The following is a 20450-nucleotide window of genomic DNA, read 5'->3' on the forward strand; positions in this document are numbered from 1 at the left end:
CGACACCTCCGGAAAGGACGGGGCCGACCGCTTGGTCGGTCGGCCCCGTACGGGACAGCAATGTTCGGATTCATCGTCCGCCGCGTGACCGCGCTGGTCATCCTCCTGCTCGTCGTGAGCTTCGTGACGTTCGCCCTGTTCCAGATCGGCCCGGCAGACCCTGCGGCAGCCGCCTGTGGCCAGGAGTGCACCCCTGACCGCATCGACCAGGCGCGCGTCGCTCTCGGCATGGACAAGCCGTTCCTGGTGCAGTACTTCACCTACCTCAGTGGATTCTTCAGCGAACGGCTCATCGGAGCCCCCGGCGCCGAGCAGGTGTGCGCCTGGCCCTGCCTGGGCAAGTCGTTCCAGACGAACGAGAACGTCACCGACGTCATCGTCCGGGCGCTCCCCTACACGATCTCCATCGCCGTCGGCGCTGTCGTGCTGTGGACCGTGGTCGGCGTCGGCCTCGGGCTCCTTGCCGCGCTCCGCAAGGGCAGGGCGACGGACAAGATCATCGTCGGCGCCGCATCCGTGGGCGTCTCGCTCCCCGTCCCTGTCACCGGGCTGCTGCTCCTGCTCGTGTTCGTGAGCGCACTGCACTGGCTGCCGTTCACGAGCAATCAGATCTCCTCCCCGTTCGGCCCCGCCGGACCCGGGGCGTGGTTCACGAACTACCTGCTCCCCCTGGGTCGCGCTGGCCATCCTGTTCAGTGCGCAGTACATCCGCATCACGCGGAACAACATGATCGAGACCTTCGGCGAGGACTACATGCGCACGGCGCGTGCGAAGGGTCTGAGTCCCGGCCGCATCACGACCCACGGGGTCCGTGCCGGCATCACTCCGATCATCACCATGCTGGGCCTGGACATCGGCGCCCTGCTCGGCGGTGCCGTGCTGACGGAGCAGATCTTCTCCGTCCCCGGTCTCGGGTTCACCGCGGTGCGGGCAGCCACCTCGGGAGACCTGCCGGTCACCATGGCGATCACGATGCTCGCCGCCTTCTTCATCATCACCGCGAACGTCATCGTCGACCTCGTGTATGCCAGCGTCGACCCGAGAGTGAGAGTCAACTGATGACCACGCCGATCCTCGACATCCGCGATCTGCGGGTGACCTTCCCCACCGACGATGGTCTGGTCAATGCCGTGAACGGCATGGACCTCGTCGTGCAGCGCGGAGAGACCGTCGGCATCGTCGGCGAGTCCGGTTCCGGGAAGACGGTGACCAGTCAGACCCTGATGGGGCTCCTCAAGGGCACCAGCGCCCGGGTCACCGGACAGGTCCTCTTCGACGGCACGGATCTGGTGCCGCTCAGCGAGAGCGAGATGCGCCCGTATCGTGGTCGCAAGATCGGGATGATCTTCCAGGATCCGCTCTCGGCCATGCACCCGTTCTACACCGTGGGTCGGCAGATCTCCGAGGCGTATCGCGTGCACAACCGAGTGAGCGCGAAAGCCGCGAAGGCCCAGGCGATCGAGATGCTGAACCGCGTCGGCATCCCCGACCCCGTCGCACGATACGACTCGTACCCGCACGAGTTCTCTGGCGGTATGCGTCAGCGGGCGATGATCGCGATGGCTCTCATCTGCGAACCGGAGCTCCTGATCGCCGACGAGCCGACCACGGCGCTCGATGTCACGGTGCAGGCGCAGATCCTCGATCTGATCGGATCGCTCCAGGCGGAGACCGGTTCCGCCGTGATCTTCGTCACGCACGATCTGGGCGTCGTCGCCGAGGTCTGCCGGCGCGTCGTCGTCATGTACGGCGGTCAGTGCGTCGAAGAGGCCGGCGTGCACGACCTGTTCTTCCGGACCGCGCACCCCTACGCCCAGGGCCTGCTCGCATCCATGCCCTCGATGGTCGACGAAGCAGGGCGCCTCACGCCCATCCCCGGCTTCCCGCCCTCGCTGCTCGATCTCCCACAGGGCTGCCTCTTCGCCGATCGCTGCCCCGTCGCAGCGCTCGTCCCGGACGACAGATGCCGCACCGAGCGCCCCGGCCTCACGGTGGTCGGCACCGACCACCGTGCCCGCTGCCATCTCACGGACATCGACGTCACGACTCCCACGCTCGATCTGCAGGAGGTGGCCCGATGAGCGAACCGCTGCTGAGCGTCGAGAACCTCGCCAAGCATTTCAGCGTCAGCAAGGGGTTCCTGCGCGGTTCCTCGCAGGTGAAAGCGGTGGACGGGCTCTCCTTCACGCTCGAACGCGGATCGACACTGGGCTTGGTCGGTGAATCCGGCTGCGGCAAGTCCACCACCGGACGGCTGCTGATGCGCCTGCTCACTCCCACGTCGGGGCGGATCCTGCTGGACGGCGCCGACGTGTCGCAGTTACGCGGAGCGGACCTGCAGCAGTTCCGGCGCCGCGTGCAGATGGTGTTCCAGAACCCCTCCTCGTCGTTGAACCCGCGGCAGAGCGTCGGTGCGGCGATCGCGGCCCCCCTTCAGGCCCAGGGCATCGCCCCCAAGGAGGGTATGAAGAACCGCGTCGCGGCTCTGATGGACAGGGTGGGTCTGCGCCCGGAGCACTACAACCGCTTCCCGCATGAGTTCTCGGGTGGACAGAAGCAGCGTGTCGGCATCGCCAGGGCGCTCGCTCTGGAGCCCGACGTCGTGGTCTGCGACGAGCCGGTATCAGCCCTCGACGTCTCGGTTCAGGCGCAGGTCATCAACCTGCTGCAGGACATCCAGGCCGACACCGGCATCTCCTACGTGTTCATCGCGCACGACCTGTCGGTCGTCAAGCACTTCGCCGACGAGGTCGCCGTCATGTACCTCGGGCGCATCATGGAGCACGGCACCAGGGACGCGGTGTTCGGCACTCCACAGCACCCGTACACGCAGTCGCTGCTGTCCTCCGTTCCGAGCCCTGATCCCACAGCCGATCGCAGTCGGCGCATCCGTCTCGTCGGCGACCTGCCCCATCCGTCGAACCCGCCCAGCGGGTGCGTGTTCCGCACACGTTGCCCGGTGCTGCCCCTTCTCGACGAAGACAGGCGCCGGCAGTGCGTGGATCAGGTTCCCACCGGCGACGCCGCGTGCCATCATCTCGCTGAAGCCGCCGACCTCGCGTCGCGGCTCGGCTCCCCCGAAGAAAGGAAAGTCCATGCTGATTCGTGACGTGCGCCCCTGGGGCGGCTCCGCCTCCGATGTCCTGATCGAGGACGGGCGCATCACCCGGATCCTCCCTCATGAAGAGGCGCCCGCGTCCGGCGATGACGTCGACGGACGTGGCCGGCTTCTGCTGCCCTCCTTCAGCGACGTGCACGTGCACCTGGATTCGACCCGGATCGGACTGCCGTTCCGTGAGCACACCGGCGCTCCCGGGGTCTGGGGCATGATGATGAACGACCGCGAGAACTGGCGCAACGCGGAGATCGACCTTCCCACGCGGGTGGCCGGCACCCTCGAGCGCATGATCGCGCGGGGCACGACCCGCGTGCGCTCCTATGCGCAGGTCGACGTCGACTGCAAGCTCGAGAAGTTCGACGCGGTGATCGCGGCGAAGGAGAAGTTCGCCGCGCACGCCGACGTCCAGGTCATGACCTTCCCCCAGGCCGGCATCCTTCGCGAAGAAGGGACGGTCGAGTACTTGGAGGAGTCCCTCAAGCAGGGCGCGGACGTGATCGGCGGCATCGATCCGTCACAGCTCGACCGTGACCCCGCCAAGCACCTGGACATCGTGTTCGGTCTCGCCGAGAGGTATCAGGTCGAGGTCGACATCCACCTGCACGAACCCGGTGCGCTCGGGGTGTTCAGCACCGAGCTCGTGATGGAACGAACACGTGCGCTCGGCATGCAGGGCAAGGTGACGATGTCGCACGCGTACGAACTCGGTTCGGTGAGCGAGGCCACCAGCCGTCGTCTGATCGAGGAGTTCGCCGAGCTCGACATCTCGATGGCCACGGTCGCCCCGTCGACCAGCAACCAGCTCTCGCTGGTGCAGCTCGTCGAGGCCGGGGTGCGGATCGGGCTCGGTCAGGATGGCCAGCGCGACTATTGGAGCCCGTACGGCAACACAGACATGCTCGACCGCACCTGGCAGCTGGCCTTCACGAACGGTTTCCGCCGCGACGACCACATCGAGATGGCTCTCGCCGTCGCGACGATGGGTGGCGCGAGCATCATGTCCGCCTCGTCTCCGCGTCTCAAGGGGGTCGACGACCGACCCGGCCTGGCTGTCGGCGACCGGGCCGATCTGGTCCTGGTCGATGGCGAGACGCCCACCAGCGCGGTGATGGACCGAGGAGTCGACCGACTCGTCATGCACGACGGCCGTGTGGTCGCCGATGGCCTTCGTGTCCTCGCGCTCTGAGCGTCGAGGCAGCGAGTTCCGCGATCGCGCGGTCGGGCTCGGCGCAGCCCTGCTGATCGGGCTCAACCTGCGCCCGGCGATCACCTCGGTCGCCGCTCTGCTCGAGCCGACGAGGGTGGCGTTCGACCTCGCACCGGTGCAGCTGAACCTCCTGGCGACGCTGCCGGTGATCGCCTTCGGGATCAGTGCACCGGTCGGGCCGCTGCTCGCCCGCCGTCTCGGCGTGACCAGGGCGCTGATCTGGACCATGGTGGCGCTCGCCGGGGCGCTCGCGCTGCGGGTCGCCGTTCCCGGGGGCATGCTCGCGGGGACGTTCCTCGCCGGGGTATCGATCATGGCTGCAGGGACCCTGCTCCCGCAGTACCTGAAGTCCCTTCGGGCGGGCGGACTCTGGATCGGCCTGAGCAGCATGTCGTTCAGCGCAGGCGCCGCGCTCGGGGCGGGACTCGCCGTGCCGCTGAGCCAGGCGGTCGGCGGGCCCGCCGTGGCACTCGGGCTCTGGGCCGTGCCGGCTCTGATCGCCGCGGGCGCCATGGTCGGCGTGGCACTGCGCTCGGATGCTCCTCCGCCTTCTTCGTCTCGGATGACGTTGCCCCGGTCGGCCCGACCGACCGTCGCACTGATCACCGCGATGTTCGGCCTGCAGGCCATGCTGTTCTTCGCAGTGGCCTCGTGGCTCCCCCGCATCCTCGGAGATCGCGGTGTGGACGCGCAGACCGCCGGCTGGCTGCTCGCGCTGACCAGCGTCGCGGGCCTGGTGCCGACGCTCGTCGCGCCGATCCTCGCCCGACGCCGCCGTGTGCTGCTCTGGTTCGGTCCGGGCCTCGGTATAGCGATGTTGGCGGCGTTCGTCTGGCTCGCTTCCGGCGACGAGTCGTACATCGCGATCACCGTCGTGCTCGGCGCCGTGCAGAGCGCGACGTTCGGGCTCTCGCTCGCGCTCATCGTGATGCTCGCCGCGAACGAGGCCTCGGCGGGCGTGCTGTCAGCTGTGGCGCAGGGCATCGGCTACGCCTTCGCCGGCGCGGGGAGTCTTCTCGTCGGGGTCCTGCACGACCTCACCGCCGGCTGGACGGCGAGCCTCGTGTTCATGATCGTGTGCGCCGCGGCGCTCGCCCTGGTCGTGGGGTTCGTGATCCGCTGCCGCCCGGTCGACCTGCAGGTGCCGTCTGTGGTGCCCGCACGCCCCTGAGCACGACGAAGGCCGCCCCACACCGTGGGGCGGCCTTCTCAAGAATGTTCTGCGCGATTGAACGCAGGATCGCCTTGCTTTATCGACGCAGGCCGAGACGCTCGATGAGCGACCGGTAGCGGTTGATGTCGATGTCCTGCAGGTAACCCAGCAGGCGACGGCGCTGACCGACGAGCAGGAACAGACCACGACGCGAGTGGTGGTCGTGCTTGTGCTCCTTGAGGTGCTCGGTGAGGTCCTTGATGCGCTGCGTCAGCATTGCGACCTGCACCTCGGGGGATCCGGTGTCACCGGGGTGCGTCGCGTACTCTTCGATGATCGCCTTCTTGACGTCTGCTTCCAGTGCCATAGATTCGATCCCCTCTCTGCTTGTTGCGCGGCGCCCGACGCCTGATGCGAGGGCTCTCTTTATCCGCGGCCGATCGAACGGCAACCTGAAGAGTCTACCAGCCGAGGGGTCCCCCGCGTGACAACGCCGAGGCCGCGGCCCGATCGGGGTCAACTAGGCTCGAACGGTGCAGAAGAAGATCGACGAGTGAGCGGCCGACGCGGTCACCTGATCGACCTCACTCCTCTCAAGACCAGTCCCGCCTTCGCGCGGATGTGGATCGGATCGACCCTCGCCGGCATCGGTGGCCAGTTGACGATCGTCACCGTGATGCTGCATGTGTTCGTGCTCACCGAGAGCACGTTCGCCGTCTCGATGATCGCGGTCGCCGGACTCATCCCGATGATCCTCGCCGGGCTGTACGGCGGGATGCTCGCGGACGCGTTCGACCGGCGCCGGGTGGCCCTGATCGCGGCGACCATCACATTTGCATCGACCGCACTGCTCGCCGCGCTCACCTGGACCGGCACCGAGACGATCTGGTGGCTGTACGCACTCAGCATGATCAACTCCGCCGCGAACTCTGTGGGCATGGCCACGCGTACGGCGATCGTGCCGCGCCTCATCCCCCGGGGTCAGCTGGCCGCGGCATCCGCACTCAACGGAGTCGCCTTCGGCCTCACGGTCATGGCGGGCCCCGCACTGGCCGGCTTGCTCGTGGCCCTCACCGGCTATGGCTGGACCTACACGATCGACGTCGTGCTGATGCTGTCGATGTTCCTCGGCCTGTGGACGCTCCCGGTGCTGCGGCCGGAGGGCGAGATCGTGCGCCCCGGGCTGGAGTCGCTCGTCGACGGCTGGCGCTTCCTGCGCAGGGCGGGCAACATCAGGATGCAGTACATCATCGACATCATCGCGATGACGTTCGGGCAGCCCCTCGTGCTCTTCCCCGCCCTCGGCACCGTGCTCCTGGGCGGTGGTGCCGTGACGACCGGAATCCTCACGGCGGCCGTCGCGGTCGGAACCTTCGCGTCCAGCCTGTTCTCCGGCCGCGTCGTGCAGTACCGGTGGCACGGACGCGGCATCGCGCGGGCTGTCGAGGCCTACGGTGCATCGATCCTCCTCTTCGGTGTGGTGCTGCTGATCGGGGCGTTCTCCGCGCCCGCCGGCGAAGACGCCCCGAACATCGGCCTGATCGTCGCCGCATGCGTGGCGCTCGCACTCTCGGGGGCGTCCGACAATGTCAGCTCGATCTACCGCAACACGATGATGCAGGCGGCGGTGCCCGATGCGATGCGCGGACGACTGCAGGGCCTGTTCGTCGTGGTCGTGGCCGGTGGTCCGCGGGTCGGAGCCCTGTACGCCGGGACTCTCGCCACGTTGACCACTCTGTGGTTCCCGCCGGTGCTCGGCGGGGTCCTGGTGATCGCCCTCGTCGCGATGCTCTCGCGCCGCAACCGCCGCTTCCACGACTACGACGCAGAGAACCCCGAGCCCTGACGGGCCCGGGGTTCGAGGAAACTGCCTGACGGGATCAGTCCTGCTGCAGGGCGCCCTGCAGGTCGAGGTTGATCGTGATGTCCTTGCCCACGAGCACGCCACCGGTCTCGAGCGCGGCGTTCCAGGTGAGGCCGAAGTCCTCGCGGTTGATGACGGTCTTGGCGGAAGCGCCCGCCTTGTAGTTGCCGTACGGGTCGGTGCCGAAGCCGCCGAAGTCGAGCTCGAAGCTGACCGGCTTGGTGATGCCGCGGATCGTCAGGTCGCCGTCCACGAACAGGTCGTCGCCCTTGACGCGCGCGCCGGTGGAGACGAACTCCATCGTCGGGAAGTTCTCGGTGTCGAAGAAGTCCGCGGAGCGCAGGTGGGCGTCGCGACCCTCGTCGTTCGTGTCGACCGAGGTGACGTCGACAGAAGCCTCGACCCTGGCCTCGAGCGGGTTCTCGGGCGCGATCAGGGTCGCGTTCTTGACGCCGAAGGTGCCGCGCACCTTGGAGATCATCATGTGGCGGACACTGAACGTCACCTCGCTGTGCGAGGGGTCGAGCACCCAGGTGCCGGGACGGTAGCCGGGAATGTCGATGCTGGTCATGGTTTCTCCTCCGGAGACATCGGCCGCTGATGCGGCTTCGGACAGGGGCCGCGTTCGCCGCGACCTCTGTGACAACTTACATTCATTCGCATATATTCCCCTGAATGCGGATGTTCTTCCGATATACAGCAGAGACGCCCCTCCTCCGAAGAGGAAGGGCGTCTCTGCGTGCGGGCCGGACTCAGCCGACGGCGACGAGATCGATGATGAAGATCAGCGTCTTGCCGGAGAGGAAGTGGCCGCCGCCCACCGGGCCATAGGCCAGGTGCGGCGGGATGATCAGCTCACGGCGTCCGCCGACCTTCATCCCGGGGATGCCGTCCTGCCAGCCCTGGATCAGTCCGCGCAGCGGGAACTGGATCGTCTCGCCGCGACCCCAGGACGAGTCGAACTCCTCGCCGGATTCGAACTCGACACCGGCGTAGTGGACGGTCACGGTGTCACCGGGCTTCGCCTCGGCTCCGTCACCCTCGATGATGTCGCGGATGACGAGCTCCGCGGGAGCGGGGGTGCTGGGGGCATCGAACTCAGGCTTTGTGCGATCAGTCATGCCTCCATCCAACCCGAGCCCGCAGGAGGGGTCAACGCGATCGCACCTGCTCACAGCGAACACTTCGAAAGGGTGCACCGACAACAGCCTCTTGACACCCTCCGTGGTCGGGTGCACCCTGATTACAGATCAACTCAGCGCCCGGGAGACTCGCAGGCATCGCCGCAGCACCGGGCGCTGAGTCTTGCCACGACAGGGTTCCTCCGCGTCAGTCGACGTAGCCGGCGAGCAGTTCCGCGAGCTCCATCGGCCTGCTCAGCATCGCGCAGTGTCCGCCCGGGACCTCATCGGCGACGACCCCGAGACGCTCGCGGGCGAGGTCGCGGAGAAAGCTCGGCGGGAAGAAGCGGTCGTCCGCGAACACGATGAAACGCGTCGGCACCTCCGGCCATCTCTCCCTCGGCCACGGCTCTTCCATGGCCGCTGCGGACGGATGGGCGCGCTCCCGCCGCAGGGCTTCGTCCGCCAACTCCCGCGGCACGTCGTCGTAGAAGCTCACGTACGGGTCGTCGTTACCGGTCAGCCCGCCGTCGATCGCCGCCTGCGCCTCGGCGGCGGCGAGGTAGCCGGACTCGGACCACCACCGCTCCGGGGGTTCACCCGGAGCAGGGATCATCCCCGCGGCAAGCACGAGCAGGTCGGCGGACAGCCGCTCGGCGACCAAGGGCGCCGTGAACGCCCCGAACGAGTGACCGACCACGACGACATCGACGCGTTGCCCCACGGCCGCCACCACGGAGTCCGCGTAGTCCTCGAGAGTGAGGGACTCGTCATCAGCGGGGAGATCGGGCGCGACGACCTCGTGTCCGCGCGCCACGAGGTCTGCGGCGACGAGATGCCAGGACCACCCGACGTCTCCCCCACCGTGGATCAGGACGAATGTGCTCATCGCGACCGCCTCCTCACGACGAGTATCGCGGAGCGGAGGTCAGTAGGCCAGCAGGGCCGCCCTGGCGGCGCGGGTGCGGATCAGCAGCGCGCGCTCATCCTCGACGGCGAGCGGGTCGCGACCCGTGATCGCCCGCTGACGGACCGCGGCCAGCGCGGTCGCGTCCCTGATGAACTCCTGCATGATCGGTCGCCGGTCGCCGCGAAGACCTCGTGCCCAGTTGAGACCGGCCTTGCGCCCGCTTGGTGTGGCAAGCATCGTGACCTCTTCGGGCGTGAACCAACCGGCATTCGCATACTCGGCGAGCCGCGCACGAGTGAGGCGCGCTTCCTCGCGGCGGAGGGCGACGATCCCGAGGATGAAGCCGATGAAGAGCGGCACCTGCAGGGTGAAGTACAGCCCGAAGAAGTCCGCGAAGGTCGCGGAGCCGTTCCAGAGTGCGTGCAGGAGAACGGCTCCGAGCATTCCGAGCAGGCCGGCGCCGATCGCGGAACTCGCGGACCCGTGGCGACGCGCGACCAGTCCGATGGCGAAACCGGTCACCGCGGTGAACATGGCGTGTGCGAACGGGGACAGGATCGCGCGCACGGCGAAGGTGACGGTGAGCTGCTCGCCGCCTCCCTCGATCAGACTGAGCGCGAAGTACTGGATGTTCTCGGTGAAGGCGAACCCCGCACCCACGAGCGCTCCGTACACGACACCATCCACCGGGCCGTCGAACGCACGCCGGGCGAGCAGGAAGATCAGGAAGATCCCGAGCCCCTTCCAGAACTCTTCGACGATCGGCGCCTGCACGACCGCCGTGAAGGCATCGGACGTGACGCCGAGGAGGATCGTCAGCCCCACGTCGACGAGAAGCGTCAGTCCCGCAGCCGCCACGGCACCCCAGGCGATCGCGAAGAAGACCAGGCGCTTCGGTTCGGGCTCCCAACGGTCGATCATCCGGACTCCGAGGAACACGACCGTGAGCGGGATGAGGGCGAGCACCAGGCCGACGACCGAGGCGAACACTCCGAGCGCCCACCCGAAGTAGCCCACCAGAGCGAGCAGCAGGAAGCCGAGGAAACCGAAGAGCCAGAGGGAGATCGTGCGTCCCTTGCGTGTCGGCACGGGCAGCGCGGGCAGCGACTCGGCCGGCGACGGCGCGACCGGCGCGGGAGGCGTGTACGGCGTCGGCTGCGCCAAAGGTGAGGCATACAACGGCTGCCGCGCGGGCGGCGGCATGTACGGCGAGGGCTGCTGCGGCGGCGGGGGTCCTCCGAAACTCATAGCCAAAGCTTATGGGGAACAAACCAGGCGGCCCGGGTATGGCTGAGTCCTCCACCCGCTCGCCGTGCGCCAGCCGGTAGCGTAGAACCATGCGGTTCGCTCACCTGCGCCGTCCTGACTCCCCCCGCGCCGTTCTCGCGGTGGTGCAGGACTCGGACGCCATCCTCGTCTCTGATCTCCTGAACGACCCCCCTGCCACGCTGCAGCAGCTGATCGAGGGAGGAGACGCCCTGCTCGAGCGACTGCGCGCTGCGCTGGCCGCGGGAGACGCGGTGCGCCATCCCCTGGGCGACTGGACGTTCTCCTCCGCCGTGATCGCTCCCCCGGCCGTGCTCGCCGTCGGGCTCAACTATGCAGCGCACTCCAGCGAGCTGGGCCTGAAGACCGATGCCGCGCCGACCGTGTTCACGCTGTGGCCGAACTCGCTCACGGGGCACGAGCAGATCACGTCGTGGCCACGGTCCCTCAGCGAGGCGGTCGACTACGAGGCCGAGCTCGGTGTGCTCATCGGCACCCCCGCCAAAGACGTCAGCGAAGCGGATGCGCTCTCGTACGTCTGGGGCTACACCGTGGTCAACGACATCACCGCCAGGAACATCCAGTTCTCCGAGGCCCAGTGGTCGCGCTGCAAGTCGTTCGACGGCTTCACTCCGACCGGACCGTTCGCAGTGACCGCCGATGAGGTCGCCGACCCGCAGGATCTGCACATCTGGGCTGTCGTGGACGGCCACACCGTTCAGGACGCCAGCACGGACCAGATGGTGCGCTCCGTCGCGAAACTGATCGCGCACCTCTCGCAGTCCCTCACGCTGCTGCCCGGAACCCTCATCTCGACCGGAAGCCCCGGCGGCGCCGGCTATTCGCGGGATCCGCAGATCTTCCTGCGCGATCACTCCACCGTGACCGTCGGCATCGACGGCATCGGCGAGCTCACGACGCACTGCCGCATCATCGACTGAAAAGTTCGACGCACGAAGAAGGGGGATGGATGCCGCGGCATCCATCCCCCTTCTCGCGTTCGCAGCAGGTCAGACCTCGATGCGGTCCTCCGGCGAGATCACCGGGATCGCCGCGGTGATCGTCTCGAGTCCGGACAGACGCGCGGGCGAGAGCTGCTTGACGACCTCGTCGCGCGACATCAGACCGGCCTCGACGACCAGGTCCGCGACACTCCGGTTCGTCAGCAGCGCGGTCTTCGCGAGCGCCGCGGCTGCCGCGTATCCGATGAAGGGCGTCAGGGCGGTGATGACGCCGACCGATGCTCCGACCATCGCGCCGAGACGGTCGCGGTTGGCGGTGATGCCGTCGACGCAGTTCACGCGCAGGGTCCACATCGCCTGGCGCATCCACGTGATCGACTGGAAGATCGAGTGTGCGATGACCGGCTCGAACGCGTTCAGCTGCAGCTGACCCGCCTCGGCGGCCATCGTCACCGTCATGTCGGCGCCCGCGACCGCGAAGGCCACCTGATTCACGACCTCGGGGATGACCGGGTTCACCTTGCCTGGCATGATGCTGGAGCCCGCCTGCATCGCCGGCAGGTTGATCTCGCCGAAGCCCGCCTGCGGGCCGGAAGAGAGCAGACGGAGGTCGTTGCAGATCTTCGACAGCTTCATCGCGTTGCGCTTGAGGGTCGAGGAGAACGACATGAACGAGCCGGTGTCGCTGGTGGCCTCCACCAGGTCGCCGGCCGTGCGGAGGTCGAGCGAGGTGATCTCCCGCAGGTGCTTGAGCACGGCGGGCGCGTAGCCGGGGTGCGTGGTGATGCCAGTTCCGATCGCCGTGGCGCCCATGTTGATCTCGAACATGAGCGAGGCGTTCTCGGTCAGCCGCGTGTGGTCGTAGCCGAGGGTCGTGGCGAAGCCGTTGAACTCCTGGCCGAGCGTCATCGGCACGGCGTCCTGCAGCTGAGTGCGTCCGACCTTCAGCACATCGTGGAACTCGCGGGACTTGCCGAGGAACGACAGGCGCAGCAGGTCCAGTTCCTCAAGCAGCGAGCGCAGCGTCAGCGACAGGCCGATCTTCACGGCGGTCGGGTAGACGTCGTTGGTGGACTGGCTGCGGTTGGTGTGGTCGATCGGCGAGAGGAACGCGTAGTCGCCCTTCTCGCGGCCTGCGAGCTCGAGCGCGATGTTGGTGATGACCTCGTTCGCGTTCATGTTGGTCGAGGTTCCGGCACCGCCCTGGATGACGCCCACCGTGAACTGCTCGTGGAACTCGCCGTCGATCACGCGCTGCGCCGCACGGTCGATCAGGTCGGCACGCTCGTGATCCAACACGCCGATCTCGCGGTTCGCCCGCGCGCTCGCCTGCTTCACCATCGCCAGGCCGACCACGAGGTCGGGGTAGACCGAGATGGGCCGTTTCGTGATCGGGAAGTTCGCGTCGGCGCGGGCGGTGTGGATCCCCCAGTACGCGTCGACGGGAATCTCCATGCTCCCGAGCGAATCGGTCTCGGTGCGGGTCGGGGTAGGCGCGGCAGAAGCCATGTCACATCCTCGTGGGTCGTGGCGGGTGAGAAGGGTGGGGGATGCTGCCAGTCTACGCCGCTCACCGACCGGGCTTGCGGGAGAACGCCTCGAGTCGCTCCTCCGGCGTGAGGGCGGCCATCCGCTCCAGCCAGGCCTCGGAGAAGTAGTCTCCCGTCGGAGCCTCGGTCACCGGCACCACCGTGTGCGTGATCGTCTCCGGATACACATGCACGAGCTGGAACGCCTGCGCCGCGTCCATACCGTTCACGTCGGCCGACGGGCGCGCCACGTTCATCGTGTAGCAGGTGGCCGATGCGACGCTCACCGGGACTCCGGCGAACGTGCCCTGGGACGAATAGTGCAGATGCCCGGCGAGGATGCCGCGGACATCTGTTCCCCGGATGACCTCGGCGAGCTCGTCCTGATGCCGCAGCTCCAGGATGTCGAAGAGCGGCAGATGGCTCGGGAGCGGTGGATGGTGCATCGCGAGCAGGGTGCCGTGCGGAGCGGGGTCCGAGAGCACATCGGCGAGCCAGGACAGCTGGTCCTGATCGATGTCGCCGTGATGCCAGCCGGGGACGCTCGTGTCGAGGGCGATGAGACGAAGACCGTCGAGGTCCCAGACGCCCGTCACCGGGTCTTCGGTCGCCTCCGCATCGAGCAGTCCTGCCCGCAGTGCCGGGCGTTCGTCGTGGTTGCCCGCGACCCAGATGAGCGGAGCGTCCAGCTCATCCGCCACCGGCTCGACCGCGGCTCTCAGCCGGCGGTACGCGTCGGGCTCGCCCAGATCAGCGAGGTCGCCGGTGACGACGATCGCCGACGGATGCGGATGCACGGATCTGATGGCGTCCAGCGTTCGGGCGAAGTTCGCTTCGACGTCGTAGCGGCCGCCGAGCCGGGCCCCCTCCGCGAGGAAGTGCGGATCACTGACGTGGATCAGCACATGGCTTGCGGGCTCATGGCGGCCGAAGGCGTACGTTCTCCCCGTTCCTGCGGACATACCAACAGCCTAGGCCTCCGCACCGACGCTCGACGTGCCGGCGCCGAGCTCGGATCAGTGTCCGATGACGAGGAGCAGGATGCCGGCGACCACGGCCGCGGCACACAGCGCGAAGCAGCCGTACGCGCCGAGGAGTGCGACCCGCTTCTGCCCCTCGGTGAGCGGACTCTTCCGCGCGGCCTTCGCCGCCTGCTTCTCCGCGCGCTTCAGTTCTTTCTCGGTGATCACGGTGATGGCATCCGTGAATTCCGCGGGGCTCACCACCGGTGCGCGACCGCTGCGCACCAGCAGACGAAGACCGAGGGCGTAGAAGGTGACGATGGCGGCGGCGCCGATGAGCGCCGCGAGGAACACCTGGAGGAACGCGATCCAATCGATGACGACGTTCATTCCGAGTCCCCGTTCCGAATCGCGTCCGTGTTCTTCGAGGAAGAGTCGACCTTGGCACTCGCCTTGGCCTGTGCCTTCTTCTTCGCCTTGGCCTGCGCGTCCTTCTTCGCCTGAGCCTTGACCTTCTCACGGGCCTCGGCCCGGGCCTTCGCCTCCGCCTTGGCCTGCTGGATGCGCTGCTGGCGACGCGTCGGCGGCGGGGTGTCCGGCAGCTCGATGGCCATGCCCGATTCGGCCACGTCACTCATGGCATTCGCCGACGTGACCGCGTTGCGGCGCGAGCGCATGAAGAGCCCGAGGATGATGGCGAGGGCGATAACCGCATCGATCGCCACACCCCAGTTGCCGAGCCAGACGACCAGAAGAGCAGCCAGAGCGCCGACGGCGCCCGCTGCGGGGAGGGTGAGGAGCCATCCGATGCCGATTCGACCCGCCGTCCGCCAGCGGACCGTGGAGCCTCTGCGACCGAGGCCGGAGCCGATCACGGATCCCGATGCCACCTGCGTGGTCGAGAGGGCGAAGCCGAGCGCGCTGGAGGCCAGGATGGTCGCGGCGGTCGAGCTCTCCGCTGCGAAGCCCTGGGCGGGCTTGACGTCGGTGAGCCCCTTGCCGAGGGTGCGGATGATGCGCCAGCCGCCGAGGTACGTGCCGAGCGCGATCGTGAAGGCACACGCGACGATCACCCAGAGCTGCGGTTCGTGGTGCACGCCGGACTGCCAGCCGATCGTGATCAGGGCGAGGGTGATCACACCCATCGTCTTCTGCGCGTCGTTGGTTCCGTGCGCGAGGGCGACCAGGGAGGACGTGAAGATCTGCCCCCACCGGAAACCGTCGCGACCGTCGGGCTTGCCGTCGTAGCGTCGCGTGACCGAGTAGGCGATCTTCGTCGCCGCGAAGGCGATGAGACCCGCGGTGACGGGGGCGATGAGCGCCGGCAGCACGATCTTCGAGAGCACCATGCCGAAGTCGATGCCGCCGAGACCTGCGCCCACCAGGGTGGCGCCGATGAGGCCGCCGAAAAGTGCGTGCGAGGAGCTCGACGGGAGGCCGAGGAGCCACGTCAGCATGTTCCACGTGATGGCGCCGATGAGGCCCGCGAAGATCAGCGAGAGGAACAGATCCGCTCCCGCAGAGATGATCGCGTCCTCGCGGATGATGCCGCCGGAGATCGTCTTGGACACCTCCGTGGACAGGAACGCACCCACGAGGTTCAGGACGGCGGCGAGGAGGACGGCGGTCTTGGGCTTGAGCGCACCGGTGGCGATCGGCGTCGCCATGGCGTTCGCCGTGTCGTGAAAGCCGTTGGTGAAGTCGAAGAAGAGTGCCAGCGCGATGACAAGCACGACGATGAGGGCTGCGGTTTCCACCGTTCGCTTTCGGTCGTTGAGGAAGAAGGAGATGTCGACGTGATCGACGTGACGAACGAAGAGTTCACCGTGGGTTTGACTTCCGTTAACCGGCCCCGGTGAATTCTCCCACCCTCCCCCGTGCCGGTCAACTCGACCTGGGATAGCGTGGGACGGTGACTGACGCTCCTCTCGCTGCCCGCCGCTCCGCACTTCGCACGCACCACGGTGACACGTTCGACGACCCGTACGAGTGGATGCGCGCGAAGGACTCCGCAGAGGTCATCGCACACCTCGAAGCGGAGAACGCCCACACCGACACTGAGACGGCGCACCTGGCCGATCTCCGCGAGCGCCTCTTCGAGGAGATCAAGAGCCGGGTGCAGGAGACCGACCTGTCGGTGCCCACCCGACGCGGCGACTGGTGGTACTACAGCCGCACCGAGGAAGGCGCCCAGTACGGCATCCACTGCCGGGCTGCCGCGGAACACGACGACTGGACTCCCCCGACGCTCGAGGCCGGCGTGCCGGTTCCCGGTGAGGTGATCCTGCTCGACGGGAACGTCGAGGCCGAGGGGCACGAGTTCTTCTCGCTCGGGGCGTTCGACACGTCGGACGACGCGACGAAACTGCTCTGGTCGACCGACTTCGAGGGGGACGAGCTGTACACGGTGCACGTGCGCGACCTCGTCTCGGGCGACACCCTCGAGGACGAGATCCCGAACACCGGCGGCGCGTTCTTCACCCCGGACGGCACCGGCGTCCTCTACACGACCCGGGATGAGGCGTGGCGTCCGGACACGCTCTGGCTCCACCGTCTCGGCACTCCGATCACCGACGACGTGCAGCTGTTCCACGAACCCGACGAGAAGTTCTGGCTCGGCGCAGGGATCACGCGCAGCCGGCGCTACCTCGTGATCGGGGTCGGTTCGAGCATCACGAGCGAGGAGTACCTCGTCGACCTGACCGGCGACCTGACCGCGGCACCCCGCCTGGTCTGGCCGCGCCGGGAAGGAGTGGAGTACTCGATCGATCACGCCGTGGTGGACGGCGAGGACCGGCTCTTCATCCTGCACAACGACGGAGCCCTCGACTTCGAACTCGTCTCGGTGGCGGCGTCCGACCCTCAGGGCGAGCGGCACCGGGTGATCGCCCACGAAGCCGGCCGGCGTCTGCTCGGCATGGATGCGTTCCGCGACTTCGCCACGATCGAGTACCGCAGCGAAGGTCTCGAGCGTGTCGGACTGCTCGACTACGCCACGGATACGGTCGACGAGATCCCCTTCGACGAGCCGCTGTACTCGGCCGGGGTGAGCGGGAACCCGGAGTGGCACTCCCCCTTCCTGCGGCTCGGATACACATCCTTCGTCACGCCCGGCACGGTGTACGACCTCGACCTCGCCAGCCGCGAGCTGCTGCTGCGCAAGCAGGTCACCGTCCTCGGCGGCTACGACCCCGAAGAGTACGGCCAGCGGCGGGAGTGGGCGACGGCCTCCGACGGGGTGCGGGTGCCGATCTCTCTCGTGTGGAAGCGGTCATTCGGAGAGCCGGGTGCGCAAGCACGTCCCGTGCATCTCTACGGCTACGGCTCCTACGAGCACTCGATCGACCCCGGGTTCTCGGTCGCGCGGCTCTCGGAGCTCGATCGTGGCGTGATCTTCGCGGTCGCTCACGTGCGCGGCGGCGGCGAGATGGGCCGCCAGTGGTACGAAGACGGCAAGCTGCTCAACAAGCGCAACACCTTCACGGACTTCGTGTCGTGCGGCGAGCACCTGGTCGCGACCGGCGTGACCTCGCCGAGCCGGATGGTGGCCGAGGGCGGCAGCGCCGGCGGACTGCTGATGGGTGCCGTGACCAACCTCGCGCCCGAGCTCTTCGCGGGCGTCCTCGCGGGCGTGCCTTTCGTGGATGCACTGACGACGATCCTCGATCCCTCGCTGCCGCTGACCGTCATCGAGTGGGATGAGTGGGGCGACCCTCTTCACGACGCCGACGTCTACGAGTACATGAAGTCGTACTCCCCGTACGAGAACGTGCGCGACGGCATCCGCTACCCGCGCATCCTCGCGGTGACATCGCTCAATGACACCCGCGTGCTGTACGTGGAGCCGGCGAAGTGGGTCGCGCGCCTGCGCGAGGCCGGCGCATCCGATGTGCTCCTCAAGTGCGAGATGGTGGCAGGGCACGGCGGCGTAAGCGGCCGTTACAACTCGTGGCGCGAGCGTGCGTTCGAGCTCGCCTGGCTGCTCGACACGCTCGGACTCGCCGAGGCCTGATCCGACGCGGCCGCATCAGGCGATCCCGCCCAATCAGGCAGATCCCGCCCGAAACTGCCTGTTCCGGCGCGATCGCCTGTCTCGGCTCTGCCGCCGGCGCGCGCGACGCCCTCTCCACAGATTCGCGCGCGAGGGCGTCTCTCCCCCAGCGCCGGGACTGCGGCTCCGCCACGCCCGCCGGCACGGGCAAGCTGACCTCATGCCTGATCTGACAGCTGCGGAATGGGTGCGCGCGCAGAACGGTGCCGCGCACTCCTCCGCCCTCCGCCGTGCGGGTTTCACCGATCACGCGGTGTCGCGAGCAGTGGAGGACGGACGGCTCAGGCGTGTACGCCGATCCTGGCTCCTCACCCCCGAGTGCGACCCGAGGCGTGTCGCGGCTGCGAAGGTCGGCGGACGCGTGACCTGCGCGAGCGCGGCCAGTCTCCGCGGCTGGTGGGAGCTGAAGACGGATGCCGTGCACGTCGCACTCGCGCACAGCGCATCGCGGTTCGATGCATCCGGCATCCTCGTCCACCGCAGCCAGGGTCCCGTTCCCGTGCATCCGCGCTCGACGGAGGAGCCTGTAATCAACGTCCTGTTCCAGATCGCCCGGTGTCTGCCTGAACCGGATGCCCTGACGGTCTGGGAGTCCGCGGTGCGCCGAGGCGGGGTCGATGTCGATGTCCTCGAGCGCGTCGCGTGGCGCTCGGCGGCGGCATCCCGTCTCACCATGCTCGTCGGCGATCGCTCGGACTCGGGGCCGGAGACCACCTTCGTCTCCCTGATGCGCGGGATCGACGTCGTCGTGCGCCAGCAGGTCTGGGTCGACGGGCACCCGTTGGACGGGATGATCGGTGACCGACTCGGCATCCAGATCGACGGGTTCGCACATCACAGCTCCCCGAAGGATCGGCGCCGCGACATCCGCGCCGATGCGCGCCTGGTGCTCCGCGGCTACACGATCCTCCGATTCGACGTGCACCAGGTGATGAACAACGCCCGCTACGTCGAACAGACGGTGCTGACCGCGATGGCGCAGGGTCTGCATTGCCGTCGCGCGCACGCCTGAACGCCCGCGAGATCAGGCAATCAGCCGGATTCAGGCATCTGAGCGGCGAAACTGCCTGTTCTCGCGGGATTGCCTGAACCGGCGAGCAGAGCGCCGCGCGAGCCGAAGTCTCAGCCGAAGAGCGCAGCGGCCTCGTCGTAGCGGTAACGCGGAACCGTGTTCAGCTCGCCGAGCGCGTCGGCGAACGGGACCCGCACGATGTCGGTGCCCTGCATCGCCACCATCTGACCCCAGGCTCCGTCGACGAGCGCGTCCGCGGCGTGGAGGCCGAGACGCGTCGCCAGCACGCGGTCGAACGCGGAAGGCGACCCGCCCCGCTGGATGTGGCCGAGGATCGTGGCGCGCGTCTCGATGCCCGTGATGCGCTCGATCTCGGGAGCGAGCAGATCGCCGATACCACCCAGCCGCGGCCGGTTGAAGGCGTCGAGGCCCTTGTCGCTGTAAGCCTCGTCCATGCCGAGGAGCTTGAAGCCCTCGGAGACGACCACCAGGGGCGCGCGGCCGCGGTCGTGCGCGCTCGTCACGAGTTCGGTGATGTCGTCGATCGACATCGGCACCTCGGGGATGCAGATCACGTGTGCGCCGGCGGCCATGCCGGCGTGCAAGGCGATCCAGCCGACGTGGCGCCCCATGACCTCGGCGACCATGCACCGCTGGTGCGAGTCGCCGGTGGTGCGGAGCCGGTCCATCGCGTCCGTGGCGATGTTCACGGCCGTGTCGAAGCCGAACGAGTAGTCCGTCGCCTGCAGGTCGTTGTCGATCGTCTTCGGGACGCCGATGACCTTGATGCCGTCCTTTGCGAGACGGTCGGCAGCGGCAAGCGTGCCTTCACCACCGATCGCGATGATGCCGTCGATCTTGTGCCCGTAGAGCGTCTTGGCGATGTTCTCCGCCCCTCCGCGCTCGCCCTCGTAGGGGTTCGTGCGGCTGGTGCCGAGGATCGTGCCGCCGACCTTGGACAGGCCCTTCACCTCGTGACGCGTGAGCGGCATGAAGTCGCCGTCGACGAGGCCCCGCCATCCGTCACGGATGCCGACGAACTCCAGGTCGTACGTGGTGGTGCCCTTGAGCACGATGCCGCGGATGACCGCGTTGAGGCCGGGGCAGTCGCCGCCGCTCGTCAGGATGCCGATCTTCATGCTGGTGCCTTCAGACGTTCGGGAGATATGGGGGAAAGGCGACGCTGCCTTCGATCGACACTAGCGTCCCGGCTCCCCCCGCGCCATTCGATGGCGACGAAAACCACCGATCTTGACACCGAGATTCGCCGATATCGACGAACTTCCCGATTCCG

General features: G+C 67.8%; 19 protein-coding genes and 1 pseudogene. 10 read left to right on the forward strand and 10 right to left on the reverse strand.

The features are described 5' to 3' along the window. Positions 1–60: 60 nt before the first annotated feature. From ACWGO6_RS02040 to ACWGO6_RS02065, 6 genes and pseudogenes are all read left to right on the forward strand, one after another. A pseudogene (locus tag ACWGO6_RS02040) lies at positions 61–351 on the forward strand (ABC transporter permease); the annotation flags it as partial. 376 nt (positions 352–727) lie between these two features. Beyond that, the gene (locus ACWGO6_RS02045) at positions 728–1060 is read left to right on the forward strand and encodes an ABC transporter permease (protein WP_452326101.1); all 333 of its coding nucleotides are present in this window, start codon (positions 728–730) and stop codon (positions 1058–1060) included. Next, positions 1060–2082: an ABC transporter ATP-binding protein gene (locus tag ACWGO6_RS02050; protein WP_452326102.1), complete on the forward strand. Its 1023-nt coding sequence runs from the start codon at positions 1060–1062 to the stop codon at positions 2080–2082. The genes ACWGO6_RS02045 and ACWGO6_RS02050 overlap by 1 nt, the downstream gene beginning before the upstream one ends. After that, positions 2079–3110: an ABC transporter ATP-binding protein gene (locus ACWGO6_RS02055; protein WP_452325715.1), complete on the forward strand. Its 1032-nt coding sequence runs from the start codon at positions 2079–2081 to the stop codon at positions 3108–3110. The genes ACWGO6_RS02050 and ACWGO6_RS02055 overlap by 4 nt, the downstream gene beginning before the upstream one ends. After that, positions 3097–4305 carry an amidohydrolase gene (locus ACWGO6_RS02060; RefSeq protein ID WP_452325716.1) on the forward strand — a complete coding sequence of 403 codons (1209 nt, stop codon included), beginning with the start codon at positions 3097–3099 and terminating at the stop codon, positions 4303–4305. Before ACWGO6_RS02055 ends, ACWGO6_RS02060 begins: the two co-directional genes overlap by 14 nt. Further along, the gene (locus ACWGO6_RS02065; RefSeq protein ID WP_168429594.1) at positions 4289–5497 is read left to right on the forward strand and encodes an MFS transporter; all 1209 of its coding nucleotides are present in this window, start codon (positions 4289–4291) and stop codon (positions 5495–5497) included. Before ACWGO6_RS02060 ends, ACWGO6_RS02065 begins: the two co-directional genes overlap by 17 nt. 79 nt (positions 5498–5576) lie before the next feature. Here ACWGO6_RS02065 and rpsO read toward each other — a convergent pair whose 3' ends face one another. Beyond that, positions 5577–5846, reverse strand: coding sequence for a 30S ribosomal protein S15 (gene rpsO, locus ACWGO6_RS02070; RefSeq protein WP_005048780.1), 270 nt, complete (start codon positions 5844–5846; stop codon positions 5577–5579). 186 nt (positions 5847–6032) lie between these two features. Between rpsO and ACWGO6_RS02075 the strand changes: the two genes are divergently transcribed. Continuing rightward, the gene (locus tag ACWGO6_RS02075) at positions 6033–7325 is read left to right on the forward strand and encodes an MFS transporter (RefSeq protein ID WP_452325717.1); all 1293 of its coding nucleotides are present in this window, start codon (positions 6033–6035) and stop codon (positions 7323–7325) included. A gap of 34 nt (positions 7326–7359) precedes the next feature. Here the strand turns inward: ACWGO6_RS02075 and ACWGO6_RS02080 are convergent, their stop codons facing one another. The 4 genes from ACWGO6_RS02080 to ACWGO6_RS02095 all read right to left on the reverse strand — a co-directional run bounded on the left by ACWGO6_RS02080 (position 7360) and on the right by ACWGO6_RS02095 (position 10622). Beyond that, entirely contained in the window at positions 7360–7914 is a 555-nt protein-coding gene (locus ACWGO6_RS02080; protein ID WP_452325718.1) for a YceI family protein, read from the reverse strand. A 181-nt stretch (positions 7915–8095) separates the two neighbouring features. Beyond that, positions 8096–8464 carry an FKBP-type peptidyl-prolyl cis-trans isomerase gene (locus tag ACWGO6_RS02085; protein ID WP_452325719.1) on the reverse strand — a complete coding sequence of 123 codons (369 nt, stop codon included), beginning with the start codon at positions 8462–8464 and terminating at the stop codon, positions 8096–8098. A 208-nt stretch (positions 8465–8672) separates the two neighbouring features. After that, entirely contained in the window at positions 8673–9353 is a 681-nt protein-coding gene (locus ACWGO6_RS02090) for an alpha/beta fold hydrolase (protein ID WP_136043683.1), read from the reverse strand. A gap of 39 nt (positions 9354–9392) precedes the next feature. After that, entirely contained in the window at positions 9393–10622 is a 1230-nt protein-coding gene (locus tag ACWGO6_RS02095) for a PrsW family intramembrane metalloprotease (protein ID WP_452325720.1), read from the reverse strand. Between the two features lie 89 nt (positions 10623–10711). Here ACWGO6_RS02095 and ACWGO6_RS02100 point away from each other — a divergent pair, with 89 nt between their 5' ends. After that, the gene (locus ACWGO6_RS02100; RefSeq protein ID WP_452325721.1) at positions 10712–11581 is read left to right on the forward strand and encodes a fumarylacetoacetate hydrolase family protein; all 870 of its coding nucleotides are present in this window, start codon (positions 10712–10714) and stop codon (positions 11579–11581) included. Between the two features lie 69 nt (positions 11582–11650). Here the strand turns inward: ACWGO6_RS02100 and ACWGO6_RS02105 are convergent, their stop codons facing one another. The 4 genes from ACWGO6_RS02105 to ACWGO6_RS02120 form a co-directional block, all read right to left on the reverse strand. Then, the gene (locus ACWGO6_RS02105; protein ID WP_452325722.1) at positions 11651–13111 is read right to left on the reverse strand and encodes an aspartate ammonia-lyase; all 1461 of its coding nucleotides are present in this window, start codon (positions 13109–13111) and stop codon (positions 11651–11653) included. A gap of 61 nt (positions 13112–13172) precedes the next feature. Further along, complete coding sequence (locus ACWGO6_RS02110; RefSeq protein WP_452325723.1) at positions 13173–14093, reverse strand: phosphodiesterase; 921 nt, start codon at positions 14091–14093, stop codon at positions 13173–13175. A gap of 54 nt (positions 14094–14147) precedes the next feature. Beyond that, the gene (locus ACWGO6_RS02115; protein WP_136043679.1) at positions 14148–14483 is read right to left on the reverse strand and encodes a peptidase; all 336 of its coding nucleotides are present in this window, start codon (positions 14481–14483) and stop codon (positions 14148–14150) included. Then, the gene (locus ACWGO6_RS02120; RefSeq protein ID WP_136043678.1) at positions 14480–15850 is read right to left on the reverse strand and encodes an inorganic phosphate transporter; all 1371 of its coding nucleotides are present in this window, start codon (positions 15848–15850) and stop codon (positions 14480–14482) included. The genes ACWGO6_RS02115 and ACWGO6_RS02120 overlap by 4 nt, the downstream gene beginning before the upstream one ends. Before the next feature lie 155 nt (positions 15851–16005). On the opposite strand from ACWGO6_RS02120, the gene ACWGO6_RS02125 reads away from it, so the two are divergent. Next, entirely contained in the window at positions 16006–18105 is a 2100-nt protein-coding gene (locus tag ACWGO6_RS02125; RefSeq protein WP_452325724.1) for a S9 family peptidase, read from the forward strand. A gap of 199 nt (positions 18106–18304) precedes the next feature. Then, positions 18305–19156: a DUF559 domain-containing protein gene (locus ACWGO6_RS02130; RefSeq protein WP_452325725.1), complete on the forward strand. Its 852-nt coding sequence runs from the start codon at positions 18305–18307 to the stop codon at positions 19154–19156. A gap of 110 nt (positions 19157–19266) precedes the next feature. Here ACWGO6_RS02130 and ACWGO6_RS02135 read toward each other — a convergent pair whose 3' ends face one another. Next, complete coding sequence (locus tag ACWGO6_RS02135) at positions 19267–20295, reverse strand: 6-phosphofructokinase (protein WP_029263659.1); 1029 nt, start codon at positions 20293–20295, stop codon at positions 19267–19269. Positions 20296–20450 lie beyond the last annotated feature (155 nt).

The sequence above is a fragment of the Microbacterium sp. NPDC055665 genome (assembly GCF_053618035.1).

Bases quoted from the DNA above. Each gene is read 5' to 3' on its own strand.
- ACWGO6_RS02055 (WP_452325715.1), top strand. From the start codon at position 2,079: ATGAGCGAACCGCTGCTGAGCGTCGAGAACCTCGCCAAGCATTTCAGC.
- ACWGO6_RS02115 (WP_136043679.1), bottom strand. From the start codon at position 14,483: ATGAACGTCGTCATCGATTGGATCGCGTTCCTCCAGGTGTTCCTCGCG.
- ACWGO6_RS02130 (WP_452325725.1), top strand. From the start codon at position 18,305: ATGCCTGATCTGACAGCTGCGGAATGGGTGCGCGCGCAGAACGGTGCC.
- ACWGO6_RS02135 (WP_029263659.1), bottom strand. From the start codon at position 20,295: ATGAAGATCGGCATCCTGACGAGCGGCGGCGACTGCCCCGGCCTCAAC.
- ACWGO6_RS02110 (WP_452325723.1), bottom strand. From the start codon at position 14,093: ATGTCCGCAGGAACGGGGAGAACGTACGCCTTCGGCCGCCATGAGCCC.
- ACWGO6_RS02080 (WP_452325718.1), bottom strand. From the start codon at position 7,914: ATGACCAGCATCGACATTCCCGGCTACCGTCCCGGCACCTGGGTGCTC.
- ACWGO6_RS02105 (WP_452325722.1), bottom strand. From the start codon at position 13,111: ATGGCTTCTGCCGCGCCTACCCCGACCCGCACCGAGACCGATTCGCTC.
- rpsO (WP_005048780.1), bottom strand. From the start codon at position 5,846: ATGGCACTGGAAGCAGACGTCAAGAAGGCGATCATCGAAGAGTACGCG.
- ACWGO6_RS02095 (WP_452325720.1), bottom strand. From the start codon at position 10,622: ATGAGTTTCGGAGGACCCCCGCCGCCGCAGCAGCCCTCGCCGTACATG.
- ACWGO6_RS02085 (WP_452325719.1), bottom strand. From the start codon at position 8,464: ATGACTGATCGCACAAAGCCTGAGTTCGATGCCCCCAGCACCCCCGCT.
- ACWGO6_RS02100 (WP_452325721.1), top strand. From the start codon at position 10,712: ATGCGGTTCGCTCACCTGCGCCGTCCTGACTCCCCCCGCGCCGTTCTC.
- ACWGO6_RS02050 (WP_452326102.1), top strand. From the start codon at position 1,060: ATGACCACGCCGATCCTCGACATCCGCGATCTGCGGGTGACCTTCCCC.
- ACWGO6_RS02090 (WP_136043683.1), bottom strand. From the start codon at position 9,353: ATGAGCACATTCGTCCTGATCCACGGTGGGGGAGACGTCGGGTGGTCC.
- ACWGO6_RS02060 (WP_452325716.1), top strand. From the start codon at position 3,097: ATGCTGATTCGTGACGTGCGCCCCTGGGGCGGCTCCGCCTCCGATGTC.
- ACWGO6_RS02045 (WP_452326101.1), top strand. From the start codon at position 728: ATGATCGAGACCTTCGGCGAGGACTACATGCGCACGGCGCGTGCGAAG.